Below are 26,519 nucleotides of genomic sequence, written 5' to 3' on the forward strand. Positions count from 1 at the left end.
GCGGGCGCTGCTTCAGTCACAGACAGCGCCCGCCGGCCCTCAAGCAGCGCGACGCGCGTTAGGGCCAAAGAAGAATGAGCAGGCGAGTTTCACTCGCCTGCGAAACACCAGGCGAGGACCGCCTTCTGGGCGTGAATGCGGTTCTCGGCCTCGTCCCAAATCAGCGACTGCGGGCCGTCGATGACGGCGTCCGTCACCTCTTCGCCGCGGTGGGCCGGCAGGCAGTGCAGGAAGACGGCGTCGGCCTTGGCCAGCTCCATCAGGGCCTCGTCGACCGTATAGGGCTCGAAGGCGGCCAGGCGCGCCTCATAGTCCTGATCGCCCATCGACACCCAGGTGTCGGTGACGACGACATCGGCGCCGACCACGGCCTCGCGCGGGTCGCTGGTCAGGTGGACGTGGGCGCCGCCCTTTTCCAGATCGCGCAGGTCGGGATGATACTCGGCCGGGCAGGCGACGTTCAGACGGAAGCCGAACTTGGCCGCTGCGTGCATGAAGCTGTGGCAGACGTTGTTGCCGTCGCCGATCCAGGCGACGGTCTTGCCTTCGATCGGGCCCAGATGCTCCTCGATCGTCAGCAGGTCGGCCAGGATCTGGCACGGGTGGCTGCGGTCGGTCAGCCCGTTGACCACCGGCACGGTCGAGACGCGGGCGAAGCGCTCGACGTCCTCATGGTTGTTGGCGCGGATCATCACCGCGTCGACCATGCGCGACAGCACCTTGGCCGTGTCCTCGACCGGCTCGCCGCGCCCCAGTTGCATGTCGGCGGCGGTGGCGATGATGGCCGAGCCGCCCAGCTGACGAATGGCCGCGTCGAAGCTGAAACGGGTGCGCGTCGAGTTCTTCTCGAAGATCATGGCCAGGACGCGATCCTGGCCCGGCGCGTCAGCGTCGGGACGCCCCTGGGGCCAGCCCTTGCGCGCCTGTTTGCGGGCGTGGGCGTCGTCCAGAATGGCGCGCAGGTCGGCCGTGTCCAGCCGGTGGATGTCGAGGAAGTGACGGACCATGACAGAGCCTCTCCCTCCCCGCTCCAGGGAGGGTGTTCCCGCAGGGACCGGGTGGGGACGGCCTTGCGGAAACCTGGAAATGAAGGGACAGCGTCCCCACCCGACCTCGCCCTTCAGGGCTCGGCCACCCTCCCCACGAAGGGGAGGGAGAAAGCCACTAGGCCGCCAGCTTGGTGCGGGCGAACTCGCAGGCCGTTTCGAACTTCTCGACCGCCTCGCGGGCCTCTTCGAGGGTGATGTTCAGCGGCGGCAGGATGCGGACCAGGTTGTCGCCGCCGCCGGCGACCAGCAGCCTGGCCTCGTCGCGGGCCCAGCCCATGAAGTCGCGGTTGTTGGGAACCAGCTTCACGCCCAGCAGAAGACCCTTGCCGCGCACCTCGACGATCACATCGGGGAAGCGTTCGGCCAGGCCGTGCAGCTGCTGCTTCAGATAGCCGGCGATCTCGTTGACGTTGGCGAGGATGGCGTCCGACGACACCTCGGCGAAGGCGGCCCGACCGACCGCCATGGCCAGGGGGTTGCCGCCGAAGGTCGAGCCGTGGGCGCCGGGCGTCATGCCCTTGGCCGCTTCGGCCGTGGACAGGCAGGCGCCGATGGGGAAGCCGCCGCCCAGAGCCTTGGCGATGGCCATGATGTCCGGGGTCATGCCGGCCCATTCGTGGGCCCACAGCTTGCCGGTTCGGCCCATGCCGCACTGGACCTCGTCGAAGATGATCAGGACGCCATGCGCGTCGCACAGGTCGCGCAGGCCGCGCAGGCACTGTTCCGGCATGGCGCGGCAGCCGCCCTCGCCCTGCACCGGCTCTACGATGATGGCGGCGGTGGTCGGGTTGGCGATAGCGGCCTTGATGGCGTCGTGGTCGCCCCACTTCAGCTGATGGAAGCCTTCCATCTTGGGCCCGAAGCCCTCAGTGTAGCTGGGGTTGGCGGCGGCGTTGATCGCGCCATAGGTGCGGCCGTGGAAGGACCCGTCAAAGCCGTAGATGTCGATGCGTTCCGGCTGGCCGTTGGTCGAGTGGAACTTGCGCGCCGTCTTCAGCGCGCACTCGACCGCCTCGGTGCCCGAGTTGGTGAAGAAGACCACGTCGGCGAACGACTTTTCGCACAGGGCGTCCGCCAGGGCGTCCTGACCCGGAATCTTGAAGATGTTGGAGACGTGCCACAGCTTCTCGGCCTGATCCTTGACCGCCTGCACCAGCCTGGGGTGGGCGTGGCCCAGGGCGTTGGTCGAGATGCCCGAGACGCAGTCCAGATATTCGGTCCCATCAGTGGACCACAGGCGGACGCCCTGGCCGCGCTCCACTTCCAGCGGCGCGCGATTATAGACACCCATCAGATGACCGGACACAGGCAGACTCCATAAAGAGCGACGGTCCCGCAACCTTGGTTGCGGGACCGCTTTGAAAAAGGCGACGAACTTGTCGGGCGCTATTTGCGCTTAGTCAACACCGCGCCGACCGCAGTCAGCGCAGTTGTGCGTCCAGCTTCTGGATCAGGGCGGCGTAAGTGGCGCCGGCCAGGGCGATAGTTGCGCCATCGACCGCCTCAATGGCGTCGTCCTTGGAGTGGATGACGCGGAAGACTTGCGGCACGAAGCCCTCGGCCAGACCATTTTCCTTGCCGCCGTTGAAGGCCAGCCACATCTGGTGGGCGCCGACCTGATCCTGGAAGCCTAGCGACACCACCGGCGCGCCTGCCGCCGAGAAGGCGCGGTCGTCGGACGGCGGATACTCGGGGAAGCCGACGCATGGCAGGGCGCGCTCGGCGCACACTTCCTGGGTCGCGCGGGTGACGAAGGCCGACTGCGCCCCGTTGTTCTGGCCGTACATCAGGGTGTCGCCATAGGCGGCGACATCGGAGTTCACCACGGCGGCGACATTGGCCACGCCGTGCGCCTCGATCCACTTCCTGGCGCCGATCAGGCCCAGCTCTTCCTGGTCGAAGAAGATGACGCGGACGCGGTGGGTCAGAGGCTTGTCGCGCAGGATCTTGGCCGCTTCGATCAGGGCCACCACCGACCCGGCGTTGTCGACCACGCCCTGGGACATGGTCCCGTCGCGAAGCTTCACCGCGTCATAGTGGGCCGTCAGCAAAATTTCCCTGGGGCCGTCGCCGATCGTGACGACCACGTTCGAACCCTGCATCGGCCCGGCGCGACCGCCGCCCTCGAAGGTCTCGACGGTCGGGTTGAAGCCGGCGGCGCGCAGTTGAGCCACCAGGACGTTCATCCGCTCGGCGTTGGACGGCTGGACGTAGGCGCCGACCTGGGCCTTCAAGGCTTCCGCATCCTGCGCCAAAGCCGGCGTGGACAGAAGCGCAGCGGCGGCGACGGCCGAGGCGAGAACGGATCGAAACAGCATACAGGACCTCCCTACCCCCTCCCCAGGGGGGCGTTCAGGCCTGACTAACGGCTCAGCTCTTCAGGCGCCAGCCCGAGCGGAACACCAGCCAGCAGGCCGCGCCCATCAGCACCGTCAGCACGGCGCTCATGACCACGCCGATCATCAGATTGCCCTCGGCGTGACCGATGAAGCCGGCCCGGAAACCGTCGATCAGGTAGAAGAAGGGGTTGAAGCGGCTGATGCTGGCGAAGGGCTCCGGCAGGCTGTCGATCAGGTAGAAGGTGCCCGACAGGAAGGTCATCGGCATGACCACGAAGTTCTGCACCGCCGACAGGTGGTCGAACTTCTCGGACCACAGGCCCGCCAGCACGCCCGTCATCCCCATCAGCAGCGAGGCGATCAGGCCGAACCAGACGATCAGGGCGATGTTGGCCACTCCCAGCCTGGCGAAGGGCATGACGCACAGGGCCGTCACCAGACCGACCGCCACCCCGCGCGTCGCCGCGCCCAGGGTAAAGCCGATGGTCAGCTCCAGCGGGCTGAGCGGCGGCGTCAGGAAGTCGGTGGCCGTGCCCATGATCTTGGCCTGGATCAGGCTGGACGAGGCGTTGGCGAAGGCGTTCTGAAGAATGGCCATCATGATCAGGCCCGGGGCCACGAACTCGGCGAAGGGGGTGCCGTGCAACGGCGGCCGCGCGCCCTTCAGCGCCACCACGAAGACCATCATGTAGAGCAGGGTCGTCACCACCGGCGCGGCCACCGTCTGGGCCCCCACCTTCCAGAAACGGCGCACTTCGCGCAGGTAGAGCGTACGCAGACCCACCCAGTTGATGCCGTCGTAGCGACGCGGCTGGGGCAGGCCGCCAGGGCTTTGCGTGGGGCGAGTAGAGGCGAGATCGGTCTTCATAGGCGCCCAGATGCGCCCGCTAAGCTGGTTTCGCAAGGCGCCCGATGTTCGATGAAGGGGCGCAAAACTGATTCAAAACGGGACGTTAACCACACTACATCTGGTTTCTGTGGACAGCTGAATTGCCACATCTTGCGTGTTTTAAGTGCTGCTTTACGATTAGTAGCAGGTCGAGGCGGGGAAATTCGTCGGCGACCCAAGATATTGAATCCGATCCCCGGGAGGGTGGCCATGACCGCAGCAAGCTGGACTGAAGACCGCGTCGGCGCGTTGAAGAAGCTCTGGCTGGAAGGCCAGTCGGCCAGCCAGATCGCCAAGACCCTCGGCGGCGGCGTGACCCGCAACGCCGTGATCGGCAAGGTGCACCGCCTGGGCCTGTCGGGCCGCGCCGCGCCGTCGCAACCGGCGCGCACCACCTTCCGCGCCGCCGCCCGTCCGCGCCCCGCCGCGCCGGCCGCGCCGGTTCAGGCCCCCTCGGCCCCGCGCCGCATCGAGGCCGCCGCCCCGCGTCCGGTCATGGCCGTCCAGCCTTCGGCCCCCGCCCCCATGCCGGAACTGCCCGGCACGGCCACGGTGATGACCCTCGGCGCCCATATGTGCAAATGGCCGATCGGCGACCCCTCGTCGCGCGAGTTCAGCTTCTGCGGCCGCCGCGCCACGGAAAACGTCTATTGCGGCGAACACGCCCGCGTCGCCTACCAGCCGCAAGTCCGCCGCGGCGCCACCAAGGACGGCGCCACCGAACTGGCGCGTTCGCTTCGCCGCTATATCTAAGAGCGCTATCGCTCGCCGCGCGGCGGCTCGCTGCTTGAGCGCGCGCGAAGCGCCAGGCCGCGTCGGGTCGAAAAGGCGGAGCCTTTTGACCGCGGCCCAACAAGAAACTGATTTCGTCCGGCCCGCCGGATGAAATCAGGGGGCTGCGGTTCATCCGGGTTGACGCAGCCCTATCGCCCTCGCCTCGCGGCGGAGGTTTTTCTTTGGGCCCTGGTTGCCTCCTCTCCTCCCCCGTTCACGGGGGAGGATCAGCGCAAGCCTTTAGTTCAGCGTCCGCCGCGTATCCGGCACATCCAGACTAAACGCCGGGATGGCCGCCTCGAACATCCGGCCCTCGGCGTCGGTCATGTAATAGGCCCCGACCATGGACCCGGACGACGCGCCCAGCGGACAGCCCGAGGCGTAGGAATAGCTGTCGCCAGCCTCGATCACCGGCTGCTCGCCGACCACGCCCTGGCCGCGCACTTCTTCGACATGGCCGTAGGCGTCGGTGATGGTCCAGCGCCGCGCCACCAACTGCACCGGCGATCCGGTCAGGTTGACGATCTCGATCTGATAGGCCCAGACCCAGCGTCCCGCCGCCGGGTCCGACTGGGCCGCCAGATAGGAGGGACGGACGCGAACGACGACGCCTTCGGTTTCGGCGGTATAGGCAGGAGGGGCGTGCATGCGCTATATGCAGCCCGCCGACCTCGGGGTTCAACCCGTCTGGCGCATCGGATGTCGCATTCCGAAGCGAGACAGGCGGAAAAATCCGTGTGAGACAGGACGGCATGAGCATCTTCGAGATTCCCGCCCAGCCCGGCATTCTGCCCTATCAGAGCATCGAGACCCTGATCGCCACAGGCGCGATCCGGTCCGACACCCCCTTCGATCATGATCAGGTGCAGCCGGCCAGCCTGGACCTGCGCCTGTCGAACCAGGCCTGGCGCGTGCGCGCCTCCTTCCTGCCCGGTCAGCGCAAGGTCGAGGACCGGATCAAGGACGTGGCCATGCACGCGGTCGACCTGTCGGGCGGCGTGGTGCTGGAAAAGGGCTGCGTCTATATCGCCCGCCTGCAGGAGCGCCTGACCCTACCGCGCGGCCTGAACGCCCGCGCCAACCCCAAGAGCTCGACCGGCCGCGTGGACGTCTTCGTCCGCCTGCTGACCGATCAGGGCGGCAGCTTCGACGACGTGGACGAGGGCTATGACGGCCCCCTCTACCTCGAAATCGCGCCCCAGACCTTCTCCATCCTGGTCCAGCCCGGCACCCGCCTGAACCAGCTGCGCCTCAAGGCTGGCGATCCGCCCAAACTGGAAACCCGCAGCGTCGGCGTCGATCTGGAAGCGGGCGAGCACGGCGTCGTCGGCTTCCGCGGCCGTCGCCACGCCGGGGTCGTCAACATGGATCACATCGACGGTCACGACCCGCGCGACTTCTGGGAGCCGCTGACGCTCCGTCGCGGCGAACTGCTGCTCGATCCGGGCGAGTTCTACATCCTGGCCTCGCGCGAAGCGGTCGAGATCCCGGTCGATCAGGCCGCCGAGATGACCCCGATCGACCCCTCGGTCGGCGAGTTCCGCGTCCACTACGCCGGCTTCTTCGACCCCGGCTTCGGCACGGACGAGGCCCACGGCGCTGGGTCCAAGGGCGTGCTGGAGGTTCGCACCCACGACACCCCCTTCCTGCTGGAACACGGCCAGATCGTCGCCCGCCTGGTCTATGAGCCGCTGACGGAACGCCCGTCGCGCCTCTATGGCGAAGGCGGCAGCCATTACCAGAGCCAGGGCCTGAAGCTGTCGAAACACTTCCGCCCCTGGGGCTAATGCCCTTCTCCCCTTGAGGGAGAAGGTGGGCGCCGAAGGCGCTCGGATGAGGGGTGTGAGCGCCGCGGTCGAAAGATCGCGGCGCTTTTCTTTTATCAGGTCAGCCGGTTCGCCTTCCTCAGGCTGGGGAAGACCTTCGCCCATATCCCCGTCGCGGCCAGCGCCCCCACCCCGCCGAACACCGCCGCCCCGACCGGGCCGAGCAGCCTCACCATGACCCCCGAATAGGCCTCGCCCAGTTCATTGGAGGCCCCGATGAACAGCATGGACACCGAGGACACCCGCCCGCGCATGTGATCGGGCGTAGCCAGCTGGATCAAGGTCTGGCGGATATTGACGCTGATCATGTCGGCCCCGCCGCCGATGAAGAGGGCCAGCGCGCTCAGCCAGACCCAGTGCGACAGGCCGAAGGTCAGCGTGGACAGGCCGAACACAGCCACCGCCGCGAACATCCAGCGCCCGCCATGCTTCACGATGGGGAAGCGGCTCAGATAGAGGGCCACCAGCAGGGCCCCGACCCCGAACGAGGCCCGCAGCAGGCCGAACCCTTGCGGCCCGACATGCAGGATGTCGCGCGCGAAGATCGGCGTCAGCAGGGCCACGCCCGCCAACAGGACGACGACCAGATCCAGCGAGATGGCGCCCAGGACGATCTTGGTCTTCCAGACATAGGACAGACCCTCCTTGACCAGTTCCAGCGGCCCCACGCCCGTCTCGACGAATTTTGGCTTGCCCGAGGTGCGGATCAGCAGGAAGCAGGCGATGGCGACGAAGAACAGCGCCATGGCCGAGGCATAGGCCCAGGGCACAGCGAAGCCGACGATGACCCCGCCGAGCGCCGGCCCGGCGATGGCCCCGGTCTGGAAGGCGATGGACTGGGCCGCGATGGCGGGCGGCAGGGCCTTGCGCCCCACTACCATCGGCAGGAAGGCCTGGCTGGCCGGGGCGAGGAAGGCCCGCGCTGCGCCGAACACAGCCGCCACCGCCAGCAGCCCCCACAGCGGCGGCGAGCCGTGCAGGGCCATGGCGAGGAAGGCCAAGGCGCACAGGCTCTCGACCACGATGGACAGGGTCACGGTGTGCTTGCGGTCGCGCCGGTCGGCCATGGCCCCGGCGGGCAGGGTGAAGGCCAGCAGCGGCAGGAACTGACACAGGCCCACCAGCCCCAGATAGAGGCTGGCCTCCGCGATCGGATGGTCACGCCGGGCGATCTCATAGACCTGCCACAATAGGGCCGAAGACTGGATCTGGATGCCCAGAACCGCCGCCACCCGGCCCAGCCAGAGCAGGCGGAAATCGCGAATAGCCCAGGGACTGGAATGGGGACTGGACGGCCCGCCATCGTGCGAGTCAGGCGGCAGGGGCGGCTGGGGCGGAACCGTCGGGGCGGCGTCGATACTGTCTGTGGTCACGTTCTTCGGGGCGTCTTCGGATAGGGGGTTCCGTCGCGATGGAAATAGCGGTCGGCGCCCTTTGGCAGGATCATGTCGATATCGGGATAGTCGCAGGCGTCCTCAGCCGGGCGGCGCGACCCCACCTCCAGCAGCACCGCCTCACGGTCGCTGCGGTTTTCAATCTTGTGGCCGTTGGCGACGCCCGCTTTGAAGCCGGCGCAGTCGCCGGGGCGCAGCACCGTCTCGCCGTCCTCTTCGACCAGGACCACCTCGCCCTCGACCACCCAGACGAACTCGTCCTCGGCCGCGTGCCAGTGGCGCTGGCTGGACCAGGCCCCGGCGGGCAGGCGCAACAGGTTGACCCCGAACTGGTCCAGGCCGACCGCGTCGCCCAGCCGCCAGCGCCGCCGCGACTTGCACGGGGCGGCGAATTCTTCGGGGTAGCCGGTGCCATGCCCGGTCGGCGCAGTTTCGATGTCGATCTTCGGCACGGTTTCGGGCCTTCTCGCGGATGCGGGATATGCCTAAAGCATAGAGCCTATGAGCGCCGCATCACATTCCGTCATCGATCCTGTCGAACTGACCCGCGACCTGATCCGCATTCCCTCCGTCACCCCCGCCGACGAGGGGGCGATGGACGTTCTGGAACGCACCCTGACCGGCCTTGGCTTCACCTGCCGCCGCATGGTGTTCGAGGGGCCGACCGGCGTGGGTCACGACGCCCGCATCGAGAACCTCTACGCCCGACGCGGCACGGCCTCGCCCAACCTCTGCTTTGCGGGCCACACCGACGTGGTGCCGACCGGCGACCTCGCCGCCTGGACCGCCGCCCCCTTCGAGGGCGAGACCCGCGACGGCATACTCTATGGCCGCGGCGCCGTGGACATGAAGGGCGGCATCGCCGCCTGGGTCGCCGCCGTCTCGCGCATTCTGGCGCATTACGCCGAAGAGGGGGGCGAGGTCCCCGGCTCCCTCTCCTTCCTGATCACCGGCGACGAGGAAGGCCCGGCCCTGCACGGCACCAAGCGGGTGGTCGAGGCCCTGATGGCCGAGGGCGAGGTCATCGACGCCTGCGTGGTCGGCGAGCCCTCGTCGGCCCACCACCTGGGCGACATGATCAAGGTCGGACGGCGCGGCTCGCTGAACACCTGGATCACTGTCCACGGCAAGCAGGGTCACGTCGCCTATCCCGACCGCGCCGCCAATCCGGCGCCGGTCGTGGCGAAATTGCTGACGCGCCTCGACGCTCACATTCTGGATGAGGGTTTCCCGGAGTTCCCGCCGTCCAACCTCGAGATCACCACCATCGACGTGGGCAATCCGGCGACCAACATCATCCCCGCCGAGGCGAAGGCGCGGCTCAACATCCGCTTCAACCCGACCCACACCGGCGACGGCCTGATCGACTGGCTGAACCGCGAGGCCGGCGCCCTTCAGGCCGAAACCGGCCTGCGCATCGAACTGGAGCATATGTGCTCGGGCGAGGCCTTCCTGACCGAGCCGGGCGTCTTCATCAGCGCCGTGCAGGACGCGGTGGAGGCGACGCTCGGCCGGCGTCCCGAGGCCTCGACCACCGGCGGCACCTCGGACGCCCGCTTCATCCGGTCCCTGTGCCCGGTGCTGGAACTGGGTCTGGTCGGCCAGACCATGCACCAGATCGACGAACGCGTGCCCGAGGCCGAACTGCGCGCCCTGACCGACGCCTATCAGGCGGTCATCGCCACCGTGTTCGAACGCCTCTGATCAGGGCGCCCGAACACGTCCGAGGCGATCAGTTGCCGCGATAGGTGCTGTAGCCGTAGGGGCTGACCACCACCGGCACGTGATAGTGGACGCTGGGATCGACCACCTGGAAGACCACGTCGATCTCGGGGAAGAAGGGCGGGGTTTCCGGCGCGCCATAGCGCGACATGTCGAACACCAGGCGATAGGTCGCCGCCTCGGTCTGGACGGCGTCGCCGAACGAGCGGACCCGGCCGTTCTCATCGGTGCGGCTGGTCGCCAGATCGCGCCAGCCGCCGTCGGCCGACTTGATCTGCAAGGTGACCGGCACATCCCGACCGCCGACGCCGCGCGCCAGGTCCAGCACATGGGTCGAGATGGTCTCGGCCGCAGCGGGGAAGGCGCAGGCGGACAGGGCGACCGCCGCGACGGCGAGGGTGCGAAGGTTCATCGGACGAACTCCTGAAAGTGAAAGGCGGTAGCGCGGCCTTATTCGCGCAAAAGACGGCGACGGATGGGTCGCGCCCCACATTTCATCAGTCTGCGAAGATCAGGCCTCGCCCGCCGCCTCCAGCCGCGCAATGCGGCGGTCCATGTCCGCGACCTGATCCTTCAGCCGCTGCTTCTCGGACGCCATGTCGACGGGCGTACCGTCCTCATAGGTCAGTTGCGCGCCCTTCTCGATCAGGTCGAGGCGATAGAGGGCGGTGACGCGGGTCGCCTTGAACCGCTCCAGTTCGCTGTCCTTGTCGAGGGCCATCAGACCGCCGCCACGACGATGATCTCGACCAGGTATTCGGGCGAGGCCAGCTTGCCTTCGCTGGTGGCGCGGGCCGGCGGATTGGCCGTGTCGACCCAGGCGTCCCAGACGGCGTTCATGGCCTCGAAGTCGGCGATGTCGGCCAGCCAGATGGTGGCCATCAGGATCTTGGACTTGTCCGTGCCGGCCTGGGCCAGCAGGGCGTCGATCTCGGCCAGGGTCGTCCTGGTCTGGGCCGTGACGTCGTCGCCCGGCTCGCCGACCTGACCGGCCAGATAGACGGTGTTCCCGTGGATGACGGCCTCGCTCATGCGGGCGCCGGGCTGAATGCGGGTGATCATGGGAGGGCTCCTGAAATCGAGCTCCCGGCTTACCCCAGCCACATCTCCATCACCAGCAGAGCGGCGCCGAAGACCGCCGCGAACGAGATGCAGAAGAAGACCGCGTCGCGCAGGCGGCGGCGCGCAGGCGCGGCCGGGGCGGCGGACGGCAGATTCAGCGGCAGGCGCGGCATCGGCGGACCCTCGTCAGGAGGAGCGAGGATGCGCCCTCATGCTTACCCCTTGATAAACAGAAACAATCAGTTTTCCGGGGCCTTTGTGAACTTCCTGTGGCGCGTCCCATGGCCGCTTGCGTCCGCCCGCACGAACGCCGATCTTCAGGCGGCATGAACAAGACGCCCAAGACCTTCAAGGTTTCCAAGACCCGCTGGAACGAGGTGGTTCTGGTATGCCGCAAATGCTCGAAGAAGCTGGACGGCGGCTTTGGTCCCGACGGCGATCAGACGTTGAAGAAGGCCCTCCGCCGCTATCTGCACGCGGGCAAGGGGCGAAAGGCCGACCTGGCGGTCGTCGGGGCCGACTGTTTCGACGTCTGCCCGAAGAATGCGGTGGTGGCGGTCAACGCCCGCTGTCCCGAGGCGCTGCTGATCGTGCCCGCCGGGGCTGACCTGTTCGAGGTCAAGGCGCGGCTGGGTCTGGAGGACGGACGCCGCCTCAAACCGCCGCCCCCTCGACCGATCGGGACGCCGATCTGAAGGCCGATGCGGGCGAGACGACTTCCTAAAGTCAAAAAGCCGTGTCAGAGGCAGGGCATGGACACGACCCGTATCGAGAAGCGTATCGGCGTGCGCGCGCCGTCGGACCGCATCTGGGAGATCCTGTCGGATCTCGAGAACTGGCACACCTGGAACCCCTATGAGACCGGGGTGACGGGGGCCCTGGCCTTTGGCGCCGGCATCAGCCTGACCGAGGCCCTGCCCGGCATGGCCGAGCGTCAGGTCCAGGCCCGCCTCGGCGACTGGCAGCCCTATTCCCAACTGGTCTGGGCCGAAAAGCGCGGCTGGCTGTTCAACGCCATCCGCTATTACGAGATCGAGGAGTTGGAGCGCGGCAACTGCATCGTCTCCAACGGCGTCATCTTCTCGGGTCTCAGGGGCGAGCTGTTCCACGACAAGCACCGCAGCAGGATTCGCGGCGCCTATGAGGATATCAGCGAGGCCCTGAGGCGCGCCGCCGAGGGCTGACGGCCGGGCGACGGATCAACCGCCGCCGTTGGCCTTCATCATGTCGGTGATGTTGATGATCGCCGGTCCCAGGATCACGACGAACAGCACCGGCAGGAAGAAGATGATCATCGGCACGGTCAGCTTCGCCGGCAGGGCCGCGGCCTTCTTCTCGGCGGCGGACAGGCGCAGGTCGCGGTTCTCCTTGGCCATCACCCGCAGGGCGCTGCCCAGCGGCGTGCCGTAGGTCTCGGCCTGGGTCATGGCCGTGGCCACCGACTTGATGCCGGGATGGTTGGTCCGCTTGGCCATGCCCTCATAGGCCATGCGGCGCTCGGGCAGGTAGGACAGTTCAGCCGACAGGAGACTCAGTTCCTCGGCCAGTTCGATCGACTGGCTGCCGACCTCCTGACTGACCTTCTGGATGGCCGCCTCGATCGACATGCCGGACTCCACGCAGATCAGCAGCAGGTCCAGCGAGTCGGGGAAGGCGGCGACAATCGACTGGCGACGCGCGGAGATGCGGTTCTGCACATAGATGTTCGGAGCGTAGAAGCCCGCCGCGAACGCCGCCCCGACAATGCCCAGGATCATGGTCGGCGGCTGGCCGAAGTCGTTGACGACCAGCAGATAGAAGGCCACCAGCCCGCCGAACAGGAAGGGCATGGTGAAGCGGAAGAAGTAGAAGGCGTTCAGCGGCTTGGGTCCGCGCCAGCCCGCCTGGATCATGTTCTCGGCGACCTTGGGGTCTTCCAGCAGCTTGACCAGGTTGAGCCGCTCGACCACGCGCTTCTTGAAGCCCTCGTCGCTGTGGCGAAGGCTGGCGGCGACGCCGGCCCCGCCCGCGTTCATCGCCTGCCGCGAGCGCCGACGCAGTTCCTCGCGCCGCTCGGCCACGGCCTGCATCCGCTTGGTCAGGGGCGCGCCCCCCGAATAGGAGCTGAGCAGGGTCAGGACGCTGGCGAAGACGGCCAGGCCCACCCCGATGCTGAGCAGGTTCTGAACATCGGTGATGAAGTGGATGAAGCCGTTCATGCGCCCGCCTGCCTCAATACTTGAACGAGATCATGCGCTTCATCGTGAAGACGCCCATGGCCATCCACACCGCTGATATCAGCAGCAGGAACTGACCGCGCGGATCGGTGAACAGCAGCCCCATGTAGCCAGGGCTGGACAGGCTCACCATGATCATCACCACCGGCGGCAGGGAGGCGATGATGCCGGCCGAGGCCACAGCTTCGGACGACAGGGCCTTGATCTTCTCGCCCATCAGACGCCGCGCGCGCAGCACCGTGGTCAGATTGCTCAGGGCCTCGGCCAGGTTGCCGCCGCTCTTCTGCTGGATGGCGATGACGATGGCGAAGAAGTTCAACTCCGGCGTCGGCATGCGCTCATACATCTTCTCCAGAGCCTGACTGAGCGACAGGCCCACCCCCATGCTCTCGACCAGACGCTGGAATTCGCCGCCCAGGGGCTGGGGGCTCTCGCGGGCGATGATCTTGAAGCAGTCGTGGACCGGCAGGCCGGTCTTGATGCCGCGCACCAGGATGTCGACGGCGTCGGCGAAGGCCATCGAGAACTGCTTCATCCGCTTCTTGGCCAGGAAGCCGACGATCCAGCGCGGCAGGCCCAGGCCCAGGGCCAGACCGACGCCCAGCGCCAGCAGGATGTGCAGCCCCGCCACCAGGGCGATCAGGAAGCCGACCGCGCCGACCACCACGCTGATGATGATGAAGGTGCGCAGGCTCAGGGACAGACCGGCCTGCTTCAGCTTGGCCGCCACCGTCATGCGCGCCTTGCGCTCGTTCCGCTCCACTTCCTGGAGCTGGCTCAGGATCTGCTTGCGCCGCGCCTCCGGCGTATTCGCCACGGCGGCGGCGTTGCGCTTGGCCGCCGTGGCCTCGCGCGCGCCGCCGATAGCCTTGGCCCGCTTGACGGCCTGACCCGAGGTGTCGTCGCCGCTGACCAGGACCCAGCCCACGCCGCCGATGGTGATGAAAGCCAGGAAGGCCGCGAGAATGGGAAGCATCAGGCCTACTCCGCCGCGTCCAGGGCTTCGGCCAGTTCGCGTTCCAGCCCGTAATAGCGGGCGCGGTCCCAGAAGCGGGGACGGGCGATGCCGGTCGAGCGGTGGCGTCCGGTGATCTTGCCGTGGGCGTCCTCGCCGGTGATCTCATAGACGAACAGGTCCTGGGTCACGATCACGTCGCCTTCCAGCCCGACCACCTCGGTGATGTGGGTGATGCGGCGCGAGCCGTCGCGCAGACGCGCGGCCTGGATGATGACGTCGACCGAGCCGACGATCATCTCGCGGATGGTCTTGGACGGCAGGCCGTAGCCGCCCATGGTGATCATGGACTCCATCCGGCTGATGGCCTCGCGCGGGGAGTTGGCGTGCAGCGTGCCCATCGAGCCGTCGTGGCCGGTGTTCATCGCCTGCAACAGGTCGAAGGCCTCAGGGCCCCGGACTTCGCCGACGATGATGCGTTCGGGGCGCATCCGCAGACAGTTCTTGACCAGATCGCGCATGGTGATCTGGCCCTGGCCCTCCAGGTTGGGCGGACGGGTTTCCAGACGCACCACGTGCGGCTGTTGCAACTGCAGTTCGGCGGCGTCTTCGCAGGTGATGACGCGCTCGGTCGGGTCGATGAAGGCCGTCAGGGTGTTGAGCAGGGTGGTCTTGCCCGAACCCGTGCCGCCCGAGATGACCAGGTTGCATCGCGCCGCGCCGATGACGCCCAGAACGCGGGCGCCCTCGGGACTGATGGAGGCGTACTCCACCAGGTTCTTCATCGTCAGCTTGTCTTTCTTGAACTTACGAATCGTCAGCGTCGGGCCGTCGATGGCCAGGGGCGGGGCGATGACGTTGACCCGGCTGCCGTCGGGCAGGCGGGCGTCGCAGATCGGGCTGGATTCATCGACGCGGCGGCCGACCTGCGACACGATCCGCTGGCAGATGTTCATCAGCTGGGTGTTGTCGCGGAAGCGGACGTTGGTCAGCTGCACCTTGCCGCTGACTTCGATGAAGACCCGCCCGGCGCCGTTGACCATGATGTCGGCGATGTCGTCGCGCGCCAGCAGCGGCTCCAGCGGGCCGTAACCCAGGACGTCGTTGACGATGTCCTGAACCAGGTGCTCCTGCTCGGCCACCGACATGGAGACGTTCTTGATCGCCACCAGCTCGGCGACGATGTCGCGGATTTCCTCAGCCGCAGCCTTGGTGTCCAGCTGGGCCAGCTGCGACAGGTCGATGGTGTTCATCAGCGCATTGAAGATGGTGGTCTTCGTGGCGTGATAATAGTCCGACTGTTCGCGGACGATCTCGGCGACCGCCTGGGCCTTTTTCAGTTGCTCCAGACCGGCGGTGGCGCGGGGGCCTTTGGCCGGTCCGCCCGGCGTCGGCGCGGGGGCTTCGGCGCGGGGGCGCGCCGCCAGGGCGTCCAGGCGGTCGGCGGCGTCCGACGGCGCGCGCGCCGAGGCTTCCAGATCCTCGACGGAAAAGGCGTCGACCGTGTCCAGCGAGCGCGGCTCCGCAGCCGGCTGCGGCGCCGGGGCGGGGCGGGGCGCGACGGCGACCCCGGGCTGGGCTGAACGCTTGCCGAACATGGCCTAGCGCTTCTTCTTCAACAGGCCGGCGAACAGGGAGACGCCTTTCGACGACGCCCCCTCGGCCTTGCCGCGCGGCGCGGCCGCCACCGGCAGTTCGCGCCGCGACACGATCTGGGCCAGGGTCTGGAAGGCCTCGGCGGCCTTGGACTTGGCCCCGGCGTCGACGATCATCTGGCCGTTGTTGGCGGCCGAGCCGAAGATCTTGGCGTCGAAGGGAATGATCAGGCTGGGGTGGACGCCCAGGGCGGCGCCGAAGTCCTTGGCCGGGATTTCCGGGCGGCCCGGCACGCCGACCTGGTTCAGCACCAGACGCGGCGGGGCGTCATTGGGCCGGCCCTGCTTGATCAGGTCGATCATGTTCTTGGCGTTGCGCAGAGAGGCCAGGTCCGGCGTCGCCACGATCACCACCTCGTCGGCCGAGATCAGGGTCTTGCGCATCCAGCCCGACCACAGGTGCGGCAGGTCCAGCACCACGAAGGGCGCCGTCGAGCGAATGCGGCTGGTGACTTCCTCAAAGGCGTCCGGCTGGATGTCCCAGTCGGCGTCCAGGGACGCGGGCGCGGCGAACAGGCTCAGCTTGTCGGTGCAGCGGACCATCATCCGGTCCAGCAGGGTGGCGTCCAGGCGGTCCGGCTGGCTCAGGGCGTCGGCGACGCCGCCCAGCGGGTCCTGGTTGAAATCCAGCCCGGCGGTGCCGAACGGCAGGTCATAGTCGACGATGACGGTGTTGACGCCGATCCGCTCGCTCATGGCGTAGGCGGTGTTGTGGGCCACGGCCGAGGCCCCGGCCCCGCCGCGCGCGCCGACGAAGGCGATGGAGCGACCGACAAAAGGCTGAGCCGGATCGGCGAACAGGCCGCCGATGGCCGCGATCAGTTGCAGCGGCTGCAGCGGCGCCACCAGGTATTCACTGACCCCGCGCCGCATCAATTCGCGGAACAGCAGGATGTCGTTGGTCGCGCCGATGACCACGACCTTGGTGCCCGCGTCGCAGACCTCGGCCAGTTGGTCGATCTCCCACAGCAGGGTCTGCGGGTCCTTCAGGCACTCGACCACGATCAGCGGCGGGGTCGGTTCGGACTGATAGGCCTCGATCGCCGCCGCTACGCCGCCGACCCGGATCTGGGTGGTGGCGCGCGACATGCGCCGGTCCTGCCCCGCCCGCTCGGCGGCGGCCAGGGTGTCCTGGCGCTCGGCGAAGACGTGGACGGCGATGCGCGGGATCGACACCTCGACCGACTCCCCGGCGGCGACCGGAAGGCCGGCGTCGAGCAAGACGGGCGCCGGCGCCAAAATCGGGGCCGGAGCGGGGGTCGGGGCCGCGACGGCAGCCGCCGGCAGGACGGCCGCCGCCGCCGTCTCGGCGGTCTCGACCAGACGCCCGACCGGATTGAAGGCCTCGTCGTCGTCCAGAGCCGGCGCCTCGATCATCATCGGATCAAGGGCCTCGACCACGCGCTCGGGCGCCTCAGGCCGGGCGTCGAACGCCGGTCCGTCCAGCGGGCGGGGCGCGGCGTCGATGAAGTCGTCGTCGAGATCGAAACCGTCCAGAGCGTCGAACTCCTGAGTGGCGAAGGATTGGGTCATGAGGATCAGTTCACCGCGGTGGAGACGCGCGATTGGGAAATCAGTTCTTCCCGCTGGGCGGCGGTCCGCTCGCCCTTGCGGTAGTCGTCGAACACCACGCTGCGGCGCCCGGCGTCATTGGGGCCGAGGGCGCGCGGCGCGACGATGTCGCGCGGGTTGGCGATCTGGGCCGCAAGGTTGGCGTTGACGGCGCACCCCAGGTTCGAGGCCGACTGGTTGTCGCCGGTGCGGCCCAGGCTGCCCCAGGCGGTTCCACATTGCGGCACGACGGCGCGAACCGTCTCGAACCCGATCAGGACGGGCGCCCGCGGGTCTGGCCCGGCGTAGCTGACCAGACGGATGCGATGATCGGGGGCGCCGGCCGCGACCAGGGCGCTCTTGACGCTCCAAGCCATCTGGGCCGCCACCGGATCGTCGCCGGCGGGGGCTTCGACCACCAGGGTCGGCGCGCCTTCGAGGGCGAAGCGGCTGACCAGCTCGCCCAGGGCGGACTGCTGGTTGGCCGACAGCCCCGTCTCGTGGACCGCCAGGGCGATCCGGTCCAGGCCCGGCTCGACCTGAAGACTGTAGCGCGACAGCGGCGTCAGCGGCGCGTCGCCGCCCAGGCTGGCGGGACCGCCCATGCAGCCGGCCAGGGTCAGGCCGGCCAGCGCCAAGGCCGCGCCGAAGGAAAGGAGGGTCGGGGTGGAACGGGTCATGGCGTTCACTCGATCACATAGCCGACCGGCCCCTGCCATCCCGTGCCCGTCTGGGCGGAGGGAGCGGGCGAGCCATAGGCCTGATTCAGTTGGCCGAAGAAGATGGTCTGGGCGTCGCTGGCGATACGCAGGCCGTCGGCGGGGGTCTGCATCCGGCCCGGCGCGGTCGGATTGACCACATAGGCCTCGACGATCACCACCAGTTCGGTCTCGCCCATCAGATAGTCGCGCGAGCGGAACAGTTGGCCCAGCACCGGCAGGTTGACCGCGCCCGGCAGGCCGTCGACCGTCTGGCGCGTCGATTCCTGCAACAGGCCGGCGATCATCATCGAGCCGCCCGAGGGCAGTTCGACGGTGTTCTCGCTGCGGCGCACCGACAGGCCCGGCAGGGCGATCGCCGTCGGGGTGCCGGCGCCGATGGTCAGGCCGCCCTGCGGCGTCAGCTCGGACACCTCGACCTTGATCTGCAGCGAGATGCGGCCTTCCGACAGGACGACCGGACGGAAGCTGAGCCCCACGCCGAAGGGCTTGTAGGCGACGGTGATCTGGCCGTTCTGATCGCGTCCCGCCGGGACCGGAAACTCACCGCCCGCCAGGAAGCTGGCGGCCTCGCCGTTGACCGAGGTCAGGTTGGGCTCCGCCAAGGTGCGGACCAGGCCGACCCGTTCAAAGGCCTTGAGCGTCGCATTGCCCTTGTTCAGGCCGTCGGAGCCCGGCCCGGTGCCGGGGGTGGCGGTGTCCCAGTTCGACGGATCGCCCGGGGCCCCGCCGTTCACCGTGACATTGCACAGGCTCCCCGCGGGGAAGGCGGCGCCGCAGGGGGTCTGCATCTGATAATTCTTGGTGGTGTCGCGCGACACGCCGCCGCTGACCCCGCCCAGCAGGCCGCCGTTGACGCCCCAGGTGGCGATATTGCCCAGCATCCACTGGGTGTCGCCTATGCGGCCGAGCACGGCCTCGGTGTCGAAGCCCAGTTGCTTGATGGCGCTGCGCTGCACCTCGACCACGCGGACGCGCAGCGTCACCTGGTCGGAGCCGGCGACGCTGATCATGTTCATGACCTTGTCGGGGCTGGCGACAAAGGCGCGGGCGACCTGAACGGCGCGATCGGCCTCGGCCGGGCTGGAGGCCGTGCCGGTCAGAATGATGCTGTCGTTGACCGCCTCGGCGCGCAGGTTGGCGCCCGGCGCCACGCGGGTGAGCGTGTCCTGCAGCGCGCTGGTCCCGGCGTCCACGCGGACGCGCAGCGCCAGGATGGTGCGCCCTGCGGCGTCCAGGAAGACGGCGTCCGTCTCGCCCCCGGCCAGGCCGATGACCGTGATCCGGCGCGGCGAGTGCAGCATGGCTTCGGCCACGCGGGGATTGGAGACGATCACGTCGCGTGCGTCCGCCGGAAGCTCGACGGCGAAGGAGGTTCCGCGCGGCAGATTGACCATCCGCGGCGTCGAGGCGGCGACCTGGGCCTGGGCCTCCGTGACGGGCGCCGAGGCGGCGCCGCCCAGTCCCAGAAGCGAGGCGCAGGCCAGGGCGAGGATGCGGTTCATGGCAGGCTTTCTCATCGAACGACCACGGCCTCGGCCTCGCTTTCGCGATAGACGCGCACAATCTTGGCGGCGGCCTCGCTGCGGCGCGTCGCGGCGGCGGTCCGGCCCGACGGACCGGCGGTGTCGGCATAGGAGCGCAGCACCAGCGACAGGTCGCCCTCGGACTTGGCCAGGGCCAGGACCTCGGCGTCGGGGCCGCTGATCTCCAGGGTGGCGGTGGCGCCGACCACGGCCAGGGCGTCGTCGGCGGCGCGGGTGGTCTGGTCGATGGCCAGAACCTTGACGTTCTGCATGACGGTGGCGGTGACGAACCGGGCGGCCTCGCTGCCCTGCGCCTTGATCTCGCGGGTCAACAGGACGTCGGCGCGGTCGCCGGGCAGGATGAAGCCGCCCGCAGCGGTCTCGACCGAGACGCGGATGGCCATGGCCCGCATGCCGGGCTCCAGATAGGCGGCCATGTAGCCGCTGTCGCCGGCGCGCACGATCTTGCGGGCGACGATGGGCTCTCCGGCCAGAATGGGTTCGCGCACGACGGCGCCGATATAGGCGGCCTTGGCGCCGCCGGTGGCCAGGTCGGCGGCGGCGCGGGTCACGGCCTGTGCAGCGTCCGCGGCCTTCTTGGCCTTGTCGGCCTTGTCATCGGCCGGCTTGGCGTCAGCGGCGGCTTCGGGCGCGGCTGCGCCGGGGATCGGCACGCTGCCGTCGGTGATGAAGACGGGATTGACCTCCGCGATCGGCCAGTCCTTCCAGGACAGGTCGCCGTCGGTCAGACGCTTGCCCGGCTCCAGATCCTTGGCGGCGACCAGCACCTTGGCCATCGGCGGAGCTTCGACCGCCACGGCGACGGCGGTCGGCTGGCCGGAGGAGCCCATGGCGCGCACCACCAGGGCCAGGCCGATGGCGGCCACGGCGGCGATACAGATGACGGCGATCTTGGCGGGTTTCATCGACGGTCTCCGGCAGGCGCGGCGACGCGGATTCGGTTCTTCGCCCCCTGCCGTTAACGATAGTGGCCTCTTTCTGTTAACGGCTCCCTAAGCCGAGCCTTGGGGCCTCAGAGCCGGGCCTCAGCCGCCGATGAAGGTTGTCGCGAGGGGGCTGGCCGGATAGGCCAGAAGGGCGCCGACGGCGATCGCCACGCCATAGGGCACGTCGCCCTTGGGCTCCAGCAGGCGACCCAGCCAGGCGGGGCCGTTCACGGCGTAGACTTGCAGATAGGCCCGCGCCAGGATCAGCACCAGGCACAGGCCGCCGCCCGCCATGGCGGTGAACAGCAGGAAGGGCAGGGCGCCGGGCAGGCCCAGCCACAGCATGACGGCGGCCAGAAGCTTGGCGTCGCCCCCGCCCAGCCAACGCAGGGCGAACATCCCCGCGCCGACGCACAGGGCGGCGAAGGACAGCCCCACCGACAGGCCCACCACCGACAGCGGCAGCCCCAGGACCAGGGCCGCCGGGAAGAAACCGAGGATCAACAGGCCCGACAGCCAGTTGGGAATCTTCATCGTGATCAGGTCGTGCAGGCCGGCGATCACCACCAGAACCGGCATGACGCTGAGCAGGGCAAGGGAAAGTTCGGTCATGCGGAGACTATGGCCCGCTGTTCTTTAAGACCGGGTTTCCTGGATCGAACCCTCGACCGACAAACGAAAACGGCCGGGCGTCGCCGCCCGGCCGTCTCGCATCACTTCAGAAATGAAGTGCTGACTATTAAGCGCCGCCGATCTTATCAGCGATGGTCGTGAACTTGTCGCCGAGCTGGGTGCCGATCGCGCCGATACCGGCGATGATGATGACAGCCATCAGAGCAGCGATCAGGCCATATTCAATGGCCGTGGCGCCGGATTCGTCGTTGGCGAAGTTCTTGATGAAGTTACGCATGATGTGTCTTCCTTGTTTTCTAAGCGAGCAACAGTTCCACCACCAGGGTCACCGGTTTTGCCCGCTTGACCCCCGTTTGCATGACGAAGATGCGCCAACGATCCTTAAGGTCGAGTAAAACCAAACAGTCGTCGCAAATTTATTGTTGGTTACTGAACATTTACTATAGCCGCACCCCCGACGGGCTGGTTTTGGGGCCTTCAGGAAATCTTGATCTTTGAAGGCGACCTTGCCCTCTGGCGCTCGCGCGCGCGCCCTTTCATGTCACCGGAGCCTTCCGCCCATGTCCCGCCCCTTCTTCCGATCCGCCGTCGCCCTGGCGACCGCCGGCCTCGTCGCCGGGACGGCCTCGGCCGCCCTGGCCCAGGCCCGCCCGCTCAGCATCGAGATCGACAGCGCCACCCGGGTCCAGCTGCGCGCGCCCGCCAGCTCGGTCATCGTGGCCAACCCGCGGATCGCCGATGTCACCGTGGTGGACGCCAACACCCTGTTCATCACCGGCAAGGGCTATGGCGTGACCGACGTCGTGGCCGTGGACGCCCTTGGCCGCACCCTGCTCCAGACCCAGATCGTGGTCAGCGCCGGATCGACCGGCGCCGTGCGCGTCTGGCGCGGCGGCGACGCCACCGACCTGGCCTGCGGCGCCACCTGCTCGCCCAGCGTCCGCAGTTCCTCGGCGCCCTGATCCATGGCCCCTCCCTGCCGTCGCGATAAGGAACGTCCGTCGTTCGCTCGACGGCTGCTGCGGGCGCGCGAAGGCTCCACGGCGGTGGAGTTCGCCTTCGTCGCCCTGCCCTTCTTCATGCTGCTGTTCGCCATTCTGGAGATCGGCCTGATCCTGGTGCTCGACGCCCTGGTCGAGACGGCCGTCACCGACACCGGACGCCTGGTCCGCACGGGTCAGGCCCAGATGCAGGCCGTCACGGAGCAGGAGATGATGGACAAGTTCTGCGCCCAGATGAGCGTCTTCGCCGGGGACTGCCCGTCGCGCGCCTTCATGGACGTGCGCGTGGTCAATGGGTTCAGCAACCCGCTGGACGCCTCCGACCCCATGTTCACCGGCGTCTTCAACTCCGGCCTGACCGAGTTCCAGCCGGGCAAGCCGGGCGACCGCATCATGGTGCGGGTCTGGTACGAGCACCCGATCGTCACCCCCTTCCTGGCCCAGGCCCTGGCGAAATCCGGCAGCGGCAAGGTGCTGCTGAGCACGACGATGGCCTTCCAGAACGAGCCCTATCAATGATGCGCCGCGCCCTGGCTCCGTCGTCTCGCCTGATCGCGCGGCTGATCGCCGACCGGCGCGGCGTCTCGGCGGTCGAGTTCGCCCTGCTGGCCCCGGTCATGATCCTGATCTATTTCGGCCTGACGCAGTTCAGCCTGGCCTATATGGCCGAGCGTCGGGCCAGCCACAGCGCCGCCATGATCGCCGACCTGGTGGCCCAGAGCGGCAAGACCAGCGTCAAGGACCTGCAGAGCGTGTCCGACATCGGCCAGATGCTGATGAAGCCCTTTTCCGCCTCCCCGCTGACGACGCGGATTTCCAGCGTGACCATGGATGACAAGGGTCGCGCCTGGGTCGACTGGAGCTACACCAGCAACAGCAATGTCTTGCAGCCGCTGAGCAAGCTCACCCCGATCGCCGACCTGCCGCCCGGCCTGGCCGGCGACAAGGAAAGCCTGATTATCGGCGAAACCCGCTATGATTACAGGTCCGCCTTCCCGGACATCCTGCCCACCCTGACCACCTTCGGGCGCAAATACTATCTGCGCCCGCGCACCGTGAATCAGGTGATCTGCACCGACTGCTAGGCGTCCGCCTGGTCTCAGACCTGGTCCGCGGCCTGCTCTCCGATCATGGCCTCCTTCAGCGCCCGAATCTTGGCCTCGGTCTCCTCGCCTTCGGCGCGGGGATCGCTGTCGGCGACGATGCCGGCGCCGGCCAGGGCGCGAAACCGCCAGCCCGCCGCGTCCTGCTCGAACGAGGCCGTGCGGATCAGGACCGAGGCCGTCAGCGCCCCGCCGCCGCTCAAGTCGCCCGCCAGACCCAGGCCGAACAGGGAGCCGCACCACGGTCCGCGCGGCGCCTCGTGCCCGGCGATGACCTTCATGGCCTGATGCTTGGGCGCGCCGGTGATCGAACCGGGCGGGAAGGTCGCCTCCAGCACCTCGGCGGCGCCGACGCCGGGCCGAGCCGTGGCCGTCACGGTCGAGACCAGATGATGCACCGTCGGATGGCGCTCGACCTCGAACAGGCGCTCGACCCGTACCGATCCGGGCACGGCCGCCCGCGCCAGATCATTGCGCATCAGGTCGACGATCATCAGGTTCTCGGCCCGGTCCTTGGCGCTGGCGACCAAGTCGGCGACCAGTTCGGCGTCGCGCGCCGGATCGGCGTGGCGCGGGCGCGTGCCCTTGATCGGCCGGGTCTCGATGCGGCCTGAGACCGGATCAAAGGTCAGGAACAGCTCCGGCGAGTTGGACACCAGCGCCCGCTGACCCAGCCGCCAGAAGGCGCCGTAGGCCGCGCCGCGCTCGGCCGACAGCCGCAGGAAGACCTCGAAGGGATCGCGTCCCGCCTCCAGCCGCCCGCCCCAGCCGCGCGCGATATTGGCCTGAAACAGCTCGCCCGCCGCGATGCGATCCACCACGTCGGCCACGGCCGCCTCATAGGCTTCAGACGACGCCTCGCCGACAAAGGCGGCGGCGGGCGCGGTCGGGATCGACAAGACGACCGCCTCGGCCCGCCAGCCCGCCGCGCGATCGGCCTGCGCCTCGGCCTCCGCCGCATCCGCGCCTCGACCGACAGCCCGGACCTCGCCCGCCGCATGGTCAAAAGCCAGCAGGGCCGGATAGCGGGCCAGCATCAGATCAGGCCAGACCGCGTCGCGCGGCCCCGTCGCCGGGCGCGCCCCGGCGTCATAGCTCATCAGCCCGACCACGCCGCCGCCCGCGAAATCAGGATCGCGCAGGGCCTCGAAGGGCGCCGCGTCATCGACTGCGCCGACGCGGACCCGGTCCGGCTCGCAAGCGACGAAGGACCAGCGCCCGCCATGCGCCGCGACGTCGCCCGCCCCGGCCAGCAGCGCCAGCGCGCCCTCGCGCCGGTTCAGCCCCGCGGCGACGGCCATAGGCTCGCACCAGCCCAGCCGCGCGCTATGGACGACCGGCAGATTCATGCCGTCAGCCGCCCCCGGATGCGCTCGGCCAGGGCGTCGTCCACGGCCAGGGCCTGTTCCAGATAGGCCGCGAGCGAGCCATGCCGCGCCGTGATCTCCTTGAAGGCCCCATCCAGATAGTCGGCCTCGACGCCGAGGAAGGCGACTACGGCGCCGTGTGAGGCGGGACGCCCCGTCATCTCGGTCAGCTTCCTGGCGATGCCCTCGGCCCGGCCTTCCAGATCGACGGCGACATTGGTCAGCAGATAGTCGGCGAGCAGGTCGTCGCGCGACACGCCCAGCAGGCTATGGGTCAGGGCCGCCAGCAGGCCGGTGCGGTCCTTGCCCGCCGCGCAGTGGATCAGCACCGGGCCATCACTCTCCGCCAGGGCGCGGAAATAGCGGCGGAACAGATCGAGGTGGGCGGCCTCGAACGGCAGACGGCGATAGGTCTGGGTCATGAAGGCGCGGCCCGACTGCTCGGTCAGGTCGGCGGTCTTCAGGAAGGTGATGTGCGGGGCCTCGCCGCCGTCGTCATGGGCGCTCTCGATCACCTGCCCGGCCCAGTTCGCCGGTCGTCGCGACGGCTGGTCGCGGCGCTCGCTGGGACGCCGCAGATCGACCACCGTGGCCAGGTTCAGCGCGGCCAGTTGCGCCAGATCGGCCTCGGTCGCCCGGGCCTGATGCGCCGAGCGATACAGACGCCCGCGCGCGATCCGGCCTGCGCCGACGGCGTAGTCGCCATAGTCGCGGAAATTATCGAGGGCCTGAAACGGCAGAAGACGGTCGCTCATGACCGCCTTCCTTAGCCTATTCGCGCGCCAAGGCTAACGGGCGCTGACCAGACCGGACATGGCGTCCAGATAGGCGACGAAGGCGTCGCGGCCCGCCTCGGTCATGGTCGCCCGCGTCAGCGGCTTGCGCCCCTGAAAGCTCTTGGCGACCTCGACAAAGCCCGCCTCCTCCAGCTTTCTCAGGTGGACCGACAGATTGCCGTCGGTGGCCTGTAGCCGCGTCTTCAGTTCGTTGAAGTCCGCCGTCCCGACGCCAGACAGATAGGCCATGATCCCCAGACGCATCCGGCCGTGGATCACCTCGTCGAGGCGGCCGATGTCGAAGGTTTCAGCCGTATCCGAGCCCATCAGATCACCTCCGACGGTTCCTGGCGCATCAGGATCAGGCCGGGAACAAGGGCCACCGCCATCAGCATGACGGTGAAGACCAGATACAGCACCGGCGAGCTGGAAAACCACGCCATGGCCACGGCGCCGGCATAGGCCAGGATCGCGATCACGGTCATCCACCGCGTCTCGGTCATGGCCCCCGCCACCATCCAGGCCGAGCCATAGGCGACGAAGACGATGGTCGGCATCAGTCGCATCGCCGACCAGTCTCCTGACTGAATGCCGATCGCCATCAACCCCAACCAGGTGGCGAAGATTCCATAGCCCACAGCCGACCAGGCCGTGCCGACGGCGCGATTGCCGGCGGAGTTACAGCCCGGCTTGGATTTCATCCGCCGGATCAACATGGCCAGAACAATCCCGAAGACCACGCCGGCCCCGATCCAGAGCCACAAGGGCGCCCAGGGGCTGGCTGTCACCACGCCGGTCGTCAGCGCCCACTGCCCCAGGTTCGCCGCGCCGAAGATGGCGGCGGCGGCCACCAGCACCGGCCCGGCCAGCAGCGGAGCCTGCCGCCCCTCCTGGGCCAGGGCCTTCATATAGGCGATATCGTCGTGGACGGACTGCACTTGGTCGCGGGTCATGGCGTCTCTCCCTGCCTGTTGATCGGACAGTGCGCCAAGAGCTTTATGTTGTAAAGTTCTTT

General features: G+C 68.3%; 32 protein-coding genes. 8 read left to right on the top strand and 24 right to left on the bottom strand.

The annotated features are described in order from the left end of the window. Positions 1–89: 89 nt before the first annotated feature. The 4 genes from argF to P0Y52_13515 form a co-directional block, all read right to left on the bottom strand. Positions 90–1,007: an ornithine carbamoyltransferase gene (gene argF / locus P0Y52_13500; GenBank protein ID WEK57539.1), complete on the bottom strand. Its 918-nt coding sequence runs from the start codon at positions 1,005–1,007 to the stop codon at positions 90–92. A gap of 157 nt (positions 1,008–1,164) precedes the next feature. Next, positions 1,165–2,340 (bottom strand): aspartate aminotransferase family protein, encoded by a 1,176-nt coding sequence (locus P0Y52_13505; GenBank protein ID WEK59502.1) that lies wholly within the window; start codon positions 2,338–2,340, stop codon positions 1,165–1,167. 130 nt (positions 2,341–2,470) lie between these two features. Continuing rightward, on the bottom strand, positions 2,471–3,367 hold the full coding sequence (locus P0Y52_13510; protein WEK57540.1) for a M20/M25/M40 family metallo-hydrolase: 897 nt from the start codon (positions 3,365–3,367) through the stop codon (positions 2,471–2,473). Between the two features lie 52 nt (positions 3,368–3,419). After that, entirely contained in the window at positions 3,420–4,256 is an 837-nt protein-coding gene (locus P0Y52_13515; protein WEK57541.1) for an ABC transporter permease, read from the bottom strand. Between the two features lie 231 nt (positions 4,257–4,487). Here P0Y52_13515 and P0Y52_13520 point away from each other — a divergent pair, with 231 nt between their 5' ends. Beyond that, the gene (locus tag P0Y52_13520) at positions 4,488–5,030 is read left to right on the top strand and encodes a GcrA family cell cycle regulator (protein ID WEK57542.1); all 543 of its coding nucleotides are present in this window, start codon (positions 4,488–4,490) and stop codon (positions 5,028–5,030) included. A 261-nt stretch (positions 5,031–5,291) separates the two neighbouring features. On the opposite strand, the gene apaG is transcribed toward P0Y52_13520, so the two are convergent. Next, complete coding sequence (gene apaG / locus P0Y52_13525) at positions 5,292–5,699, bottom strand: Co2+/Mg2+ efflux protein ApaG (GenBank protein WEK57543.1); 408 nt, start codon at positions 5,697–5,699, stop codon at positions 5,292–5,294. A 104-nt stretch (positions 5,700–5,803) separates the two neighbouring features. Between apaG and P0Y52_13530 the strand changes: the two genes are divergently transcribed. Further along, positions 5,804–6,838: a 2'-deoxycytidine 5'-triphosphate deaminase gene (locus P0Y52_13530; protein WEK57544.1), complete on the top strand. Its 1,035-nt coding sequence runs from the start codon at positions 5,804–5,806 to the stop codon at positions 6,836–6,838. Between the two features lie 95 nt (positions 6,839–6,933). Here P0Y52_13530 and P0Y52_13535 read toward each other — a convergent pair whose 3' ends face one another. Next, the gene (locus tag P0Y52_13535; protein ID WEK57545.1) at positions 6,934–8,250 is read right to left on the bottom strand and encodes an MFS transporter; all 1,317 of its coding nucleotides are present in this window, start codon (positions 8,248–8,250) and stop codon (positions 6,934–6,936) included. After that, positions 8,247–8,723 carry a cupin domain-containing protein gene (locus P0Y52_13540; GenBank protein WEK57546.1) on the bottom strand — a complete coding sequence of 159 codons (477 nt, stop codon included), beginning with the start codon at positions 8,721–8,723 and terminating at the stop codon, positions 8,247–8,249. The genes P0Y52_13535 and P0Y52_13540 overlap by 4 nt, the downstream gene beginning before the upstream one ends. A 49-nt stretch (positions 8,724–8,772) precedes the next feature. Here P0Y52_13540 and dapE point away from each other — a divergent pair, with 49 nt between their 5' ends. After that, positions 8,773–9,975, top strand: coding sequence for a succinyl-diaminopimelate desuccinylase (gene dapE, locus P0Y52_13545; GenBank protein WEK57547.1), 1,203 nt, complete (start codon positions 8,773–8,775; stop codon positions 9,973–9,975). A gap of 28 nt (positions 9,976–10,003) precedes the next feature. Here the strand turns inward: dapE and uraH are convergent, their stop codons facing one another. The 4 genes from uraH to P0Y52_13565 form a co-directional block, all read right to left on the bottom strand. Further along, on the bottom strand, positions 10,004–10,405 hold the full coding sequence (uraH, locus tag P0Y52_13550) for a hydroxyisourate hydrolase (GenBank protein ID WEK57548.1): 402 nt from the start codon (positions 10,403–10,405) through the stop codon (positions 10,004–10,006). Positions 10,406–10,504: 99 nt separating this feature from the next. After that, positions 10,505–10,714 carry a hypothetical protein gene (locus P0Y52_13555; GenBank protein ID WEK57549.1) on the bottom strand — a complete coding sequence of 70 codons (210 nt, stop codon included), beginning with the start codon at positions 10,712–10,714 and terminating at the stop codon, positions 10,505–10,507. Further along, positions 10,714–11,055 carry a RidA family protein gene (locus P0Y52_13560; GenBank protein WEK57550.1) on the bottom strand — a complete coding sequence of 114 codons (342 nt, stop codon included), beginning with the start codon at positions 11,053–11,055 and terminating at the stop codon, positions 10,714–10,716. The genes P0Y52_13555 and P0Y52_13560 overlap by 1 nt, the downstream gene beginning before the upstream one ends. A gap of 29 nt (positions 11,056–11,084) precedes the next feature. Then, positions 11,085–11,228: a hypothetical protein gene (locus tag P0Y52_13565; GenBank protein WEK57551.1), complete on the bottom strand. Its 144-nt coding sequence runs from the start codon at positions 11,226–11,228 to the stop codon at positions 11,085–11,087. Positions 11,229–11,381: 153 nt separating this feature from the next. Between P0Y52_13565 and P0Y52_13570 the strand changes: the two genes are divergently transcribed. Next, positions 11,382–11,750: a hypothetical protein gene (locus P0Y52_13570; protein ID WEK57552.1), complete on the top strand. Its 369-nt coding sequence runs from the start codon at positions 11,382–11,384 to the stop codon at positions 11,748–11,750. Positions 11,751–11,807: 57 nt separating this feature from the next. Then, a complete protein-coding gene (locus P0Y52_13575) occupies positions 11,808–12,239 on the top strand; it encodes an SRPBCC domain-containing protein (protein WEK57553.1) in 432 nt (143 codons plus the stop codon). A 15-nt stretch (positions 12,240–12,254) separates the two neighbouring features. On the opposite strand, the gene P0Y52_13580 is transcribed toward P0Y52_13575, so the two are convergent. The 9 genes from P0Y52_13580 to P0Y52_13620 all read right to left on the bottom strand — a co-directional run bounded on the left by P0Y52_13580 (position 12,255) and on the right by P0Y52_13620 (position 21,534). After that, complete coding sequence (locus P0Y52_13580; protein WEK57554.1) at positions 12,255–13,253, bottom strand: type II secretion system F family protein; 999 nt, start codon at positions 13,251–13,253, stop codon at positions 12,255–12,257. Positions 13,254–13,266: 13 nt separating this feature from the next. Then, complete coding sequence (locus P0Y52_13585) at positions 13,267–14,247, bottom strand: type II secretion system F family protein (protein WEK57555.1); 981 nt, start codon at positions 14,245–14,247, stop codon at positions 13,267–13,269. 5 nt (positions 14,248–14,252) lie between these two features. Beyond that, entirely contained in the window at positions 14,253–15,824 is a 1,572-nt protein-coding gene (locus P0Y52_13590; protein ID WEK57556.1) for a CpaF family protein, read from the bottom strand. 3 nt (positions 15,825–15,827) lie between these two features. Next, positions 15,828–17,414, bottom strand: a complete 1,587-nt coding sequence (locus P0Y52_13595) for an AAA family ATPase (GenBank protein ID WEK57557.1) — start codon at positions 17,412–17,414, stop codon at positions 15,828–15,830. 5 nt (positions 17,415–17,419) lie between these two features. Beyond that, positions 17,420–18,112 carry a CpaD family pilus assembly protein gene (locus P0Y52_13600; GenBank protein WEK57558.1) on the bottom strand — a complete coding sequence of 231 codons (693 nt, stop codon included), beginning with the start codon at positions 18,110–18,112 and terminating at the stop codon, positions 17,420–17,422. A 5-nt stretch (positions 18,113–18,117) separates the two neighbouring features. Beyond that, positions 18,118–19,656, bottom strand: a complete 1,539-nt coding sequence (locus P0Y52_13605; protein ID WEK57559.1) for a type II and III secretion system protein family protein — start codon at positions 19,654–19,656, stop codon at positions 18,118–18,120. Positions 19,657–19,667: 11 nt separating this feature from the next. Next, positions 19,668–20,603 (bottom strand): Flp pilus assembly protein CpaB, encoded by a 936-nt coding sequence (cpaB, locus tag P0Y52_13610; protein ID WEK57560.1) that lies wholly within the window; start codon positions 20,601–20,603, stop codon positions 19,668–19,670. A 120-nt stretch (positions 20,604–20,723) separates the two neighbouring features. Further along, a complete protein-coding gene (locus P0Y52_13615) occupies positions 20,724–21,236 on the bottom strand; it encodes a prepilin peptidase (GenBank protein WEK57561.1) in 513 nt (170 codons plus the stop codon). A gap of 127 nt (positions 21,237–21,363) precedes the next feature. Beyond that, positions 21,364–21,534: a Flp family type IVb pilin gene (locus tag P0Y52_13620; protein WEK57562.1), complete on the bottom strand. Its 171-nt coding sequence runs from the start codon at positions 21,532–21,534 to the stop codon at positions 21,364–21,366. A gap of 283 nt (positions 21,535–21,817) precedes the next feature. Here P0Y52_13620 and P0Y52_13625 point away from each other — a divergent pair, with 283 nt between their 5' ends. The 3 genes from P0Y52_13625 to P0Y52_13635 are packed head-to-tail and all read left to right on the top strand — an operon-like array spanning position 21,818 to position 23,343. Then, positions 21,818–22,219, top strand: coding sequence for a pilus assembly protein N-terminal domain-containing protein (locus P0Y52_13625; GenBank protein ID WEK57563.1), 402 nt, complete (start codon positions 21,818–21,820; stop codon positions 22,217–22,219). A 3-nt stretch (positions 22,220–22,222) separates the two neighbouring features. Then, on the top strand, positions 22,223–22,777 hold the full coding sequence (locus P0Y52_13630) for a pilus assembly protein (protein ID WEK57564.1): 555 nt from the start codon (positions 22,223–22,225) through the stop codon (positions 22,775–22,777). Continuing rightward, complete coding sequence (locus tag P0Y52_13635) at positions 22,774–23,343, top strand: pilus assembly protein (GenBank protein WEK57565.1); 570 nt, start codon at positions 22,774–22,776, stop codon at positions 23,341–23,343. The genes P0Y52_13630 and P0Y52_13635 overlap by 4 nt, the downstream gene beginning before the upstream one ends. A gap of 14 nt (positions 23,344–23,357) precedes the next feature. Here P0Y52_13635 and P0Y52_13640 read toward each other — a convergent pair whose 3' ends face one another. Genes P0Y52_13640 through P0Y52_13655 form a run of 4 tightly spaced genes read right to left on the bottom strand, consistent with a single transcriptional unit; the run spans position 23,358 to position 26,457 of the window. Then, positions 23,358–24,710: an anthranilate synthase component I family protein gene (locus tag P0Y52_13640; GenBank protein ID WEK57566.1), complete on the bottom strand. Its 1,353-nt coding sequence runs from the start codon at positions 24,708–24,710 to the stop codon at positions 23,358–23,360. After that, a complete protein-coding gene (locus P0Y52_13645) occupies positions 24,707–25,483 on the bottom strand; it encodes a tyrosine-protein phosphatase (protein WEK57567.1) in 777 nt (258 codons plus the stop codon). The genes P0Y52_13640 and P0Y52_13645 overlap by 4 nt, the downstream gene beginning before the upstream one ends. Before the next feature lie 33 nt (positions 25,484–25,516). Then, complete coding sequence (locus tag P0Y52_13650) at positions 25,517–25,831, bottom strand: transcriptional regulator (GenBank protein ID WEK57568.1); 315 nt, start codon at positions 25,829–25,831, stop codon at positions 25,517–25,519. Continuing rightward, positions 25,831–26,457 (bottom strand): hypothetical protein, encoded by a 627-nt coding sequence (locus tag P0Y52_13655; GenBank protein WEK57569.1) that lies wholly within the window; start codon positions 26,455–26,457, stop codon positions 25,831–25,833. The genes P0Y52_13650 and P0Y52_13655 overlap by 1 nt, the downstream gene beginning before the upstream one ends. Positions 26,458–26,519: the final 62 nt, after the last annotated feature.

Source organism: Candidatus Brevundimonas phytovorans (assembly GCA_029203145.1).
Taxonomy (GTDB): domain Bacteria; phylum Pseudomonadota; class Alphaproteobacteria; order Caulobacterales; family Caulobacteraceae; genus Brevundimonas; species Brevundimonas phytovorans.

Coding starts and splice junctions, on each gene's coding strand:
- argF (WEK57539.1), bottom strand. CDS start 1,007: ATGGTCCGTCACTTCCTCGACATCCACCGGCTGGACACGGCCGACCTG.
- P0Y52_13505 (WEK59502.1), bottom strand. CDS start 2,340: ATGGGTGTCTATAATCGCGCGCCGCTGGAAGTGGAGCGCGGCCAGGGC.
- P0Y52_13510 (WEK57540.1), bottom strand. CDS start 3,367: ATGCTGTTTCGATCCGTTCTCGCCTCGGCCGTCGCCGCCGCTGCGCTT.
- P0Y52_13515 (WEK57541.1), bottom strand. CDS start 4,256: ATGAAGACCGATCTCGCCTCTACTCGCCCCACGCAAAGCCCTGGCGGC.
- P0Y52_13520 (WEK57542.1), top strand. CDS start 4,488: ATGACCGCAGCAAGCTGGACTGAAGACCGCGTCGGCGCGTTGAAGAAG.
- apaG (WEK57543.1), bottom strand. CDS start 5,699: ATGCACGCCCCTCCTGCCTATACCGCCGAAACCGAAGGCGTCGTCGTT.
- P0Y52_13530 (WEK57544.1), top strand. CDS start 5,804: ATGAGCATCTTCGAGATTCCCGCCCAGCCCGGCATTCTGCCCTATCAG.
- dapE (WEK57547.1), top strand. CDS start 8,773: ATGAGCGCCGCATCACATTCCGTCATCGATCCTGTCGAACTGACCCGC.
- uraH (WEK57548.1), bottom strand. CDS start 10,405: ATGAACCTTCGCACCCTCGCCGTCGCGGCGGTCGCCCTGTCCGCCTGC.
- P0Y52_13555 (WEK57549.1), bottom strand. CDS start 10,714: ATGGCCCTCGACAAGGACAGCGAACTGGAGCGGTTCAAGGCGACCCGC.
- P0Y52_13560 (WEK57550.1), bottom strand. CDS start 11,055: ATGATCACCCGCATTCAGCCCGGCGCCCGCATGAGCGAGGCCGTCATC.
- P0Y52_13565 (WEK57551.1), bottom strand. CDS start 11,228: ATGCCGCGCCTGCCGCTGAATCTGCCGTCCGCCGCCCCGGCCGCGCCT.
- P0Y52_13570 (WEK57552.1), top strand. CDS start 11,382: ATGAACAAGACGCCCAAGACCTTCAAGGTTTCCAAGACCCGCTGGAAC.
- P0Y52_13575 (WEK57553.1), top strand. CDS start 11,808: ATGGACACGACCCGTATCGAGAAGCGTATCGGCGTGCGCGCGCCGTCG.
- P0Y52_13580 (WEK57554.1), bottom strand. CDS start 13,253: ATGAACGGCTTCATCCACTTCATCACCGATGTTCAGAACCTGCTCAGC.
- P0Y52_13585 (WEK57555.1), bottom strand. CDS start 14,247: ATGCTTCCCATTCTCGCGGCCTTCCTGGCTTTCATCACCATCGGCGGC.
- P0Y52_13590 (WEK57556.1), bottom strand. CDS start 15,824: ATGTTCGGCAAGCGTTCAGCCCAGCCCGGGGTCGCCGTCGCGCCCCGC.
- P0Y52_13595 (WEK57557.1), bottom strand. CDS start 17,414: ATGACCCAATCCTTCGCCACTCAGGAGTTCGACGCTCTGGACGGTTTC.
- P0Y52_13600 (WEK57558.1), bottom strand. CDS start 18,112: ATGACCCGTTCCACCCCGACCCTCCTTTCCTTCGGCGCGGCCTTGGCG.
- P0Y52_13605 (WEK57559.1), bottom strand. CDS start 19,656: ATGAACCGCATCCTCGCCCTGGCCTGCGCCTCGCTTCTGGGACTGGGC.
- cpaB (WEK57560.1), bottom strand. CDS start 20,603: ATGAAACCCGCCAAGATCGCCGTCATCTGTATCGCCGCCGTGGCCGCC.
- P0Y52_13615 (WEK57561.1), bottom strand. CDS start 21,236: ATGACCGAACTTTCCCTTGCCCTGCTCAGCGTCATGCCGGTTCTGGTG.
- P0Y52_13620 (WEK57562.1), bottom strand. CDS start 21,534: ATGCGTAACTTCATCAAGAACTTCGCCAACGACGAATCCGGCGCCACG.
- P0Y52_13625 (WEK57563.1), top strand. CDS start 21,818: ATGTCCCGCCCCTTCTTCCGATCCGCCGTCGCCCTGGCGACCGCCGGC.
- P0Y52_13630 (WEK57564.1), top strand. CDS start 22,223: ATGGCCCCTCCCTGCCGTCGCGATAAGGAACGTCCGTCGTTCGCTCGA.
- P0Y52_13635 (WEK57565.1), top strand. CDS start 22,774: ATGATGCGCCGCGCCCTGGCTCCGTCGTCTCGCCTGATCGCGCGGCTG.
- P0Y52_13640 (WEK57566.1), bottom strand. CDS start 24,710: ATGAATCTGCCGGTCGTCCATAGCGCGCGGCTGGGCTGGTGCGAGCCT.
- P0Y52_13645 (WEK57567.1), bottom strand. CDS start 25,483: ATGAGCGACCGTCTTCTGCCGTTTCAGGCCCTCGATAATTTCCGCGAC.
- P0Y52_13650 (WEK57568.1), bottom strand. CDS start 25,831: ATGGGCTCGGATACGGCTGAAACCTTCGACATCGGCCGCCTCGACGAG.
- P0Y52_13655 (WEK57569.1), bottom strand. CDS start 26,457: ATGACCCGCGACCAAGTGCAGTCCGTCCACGACGATATCGCCTATATG.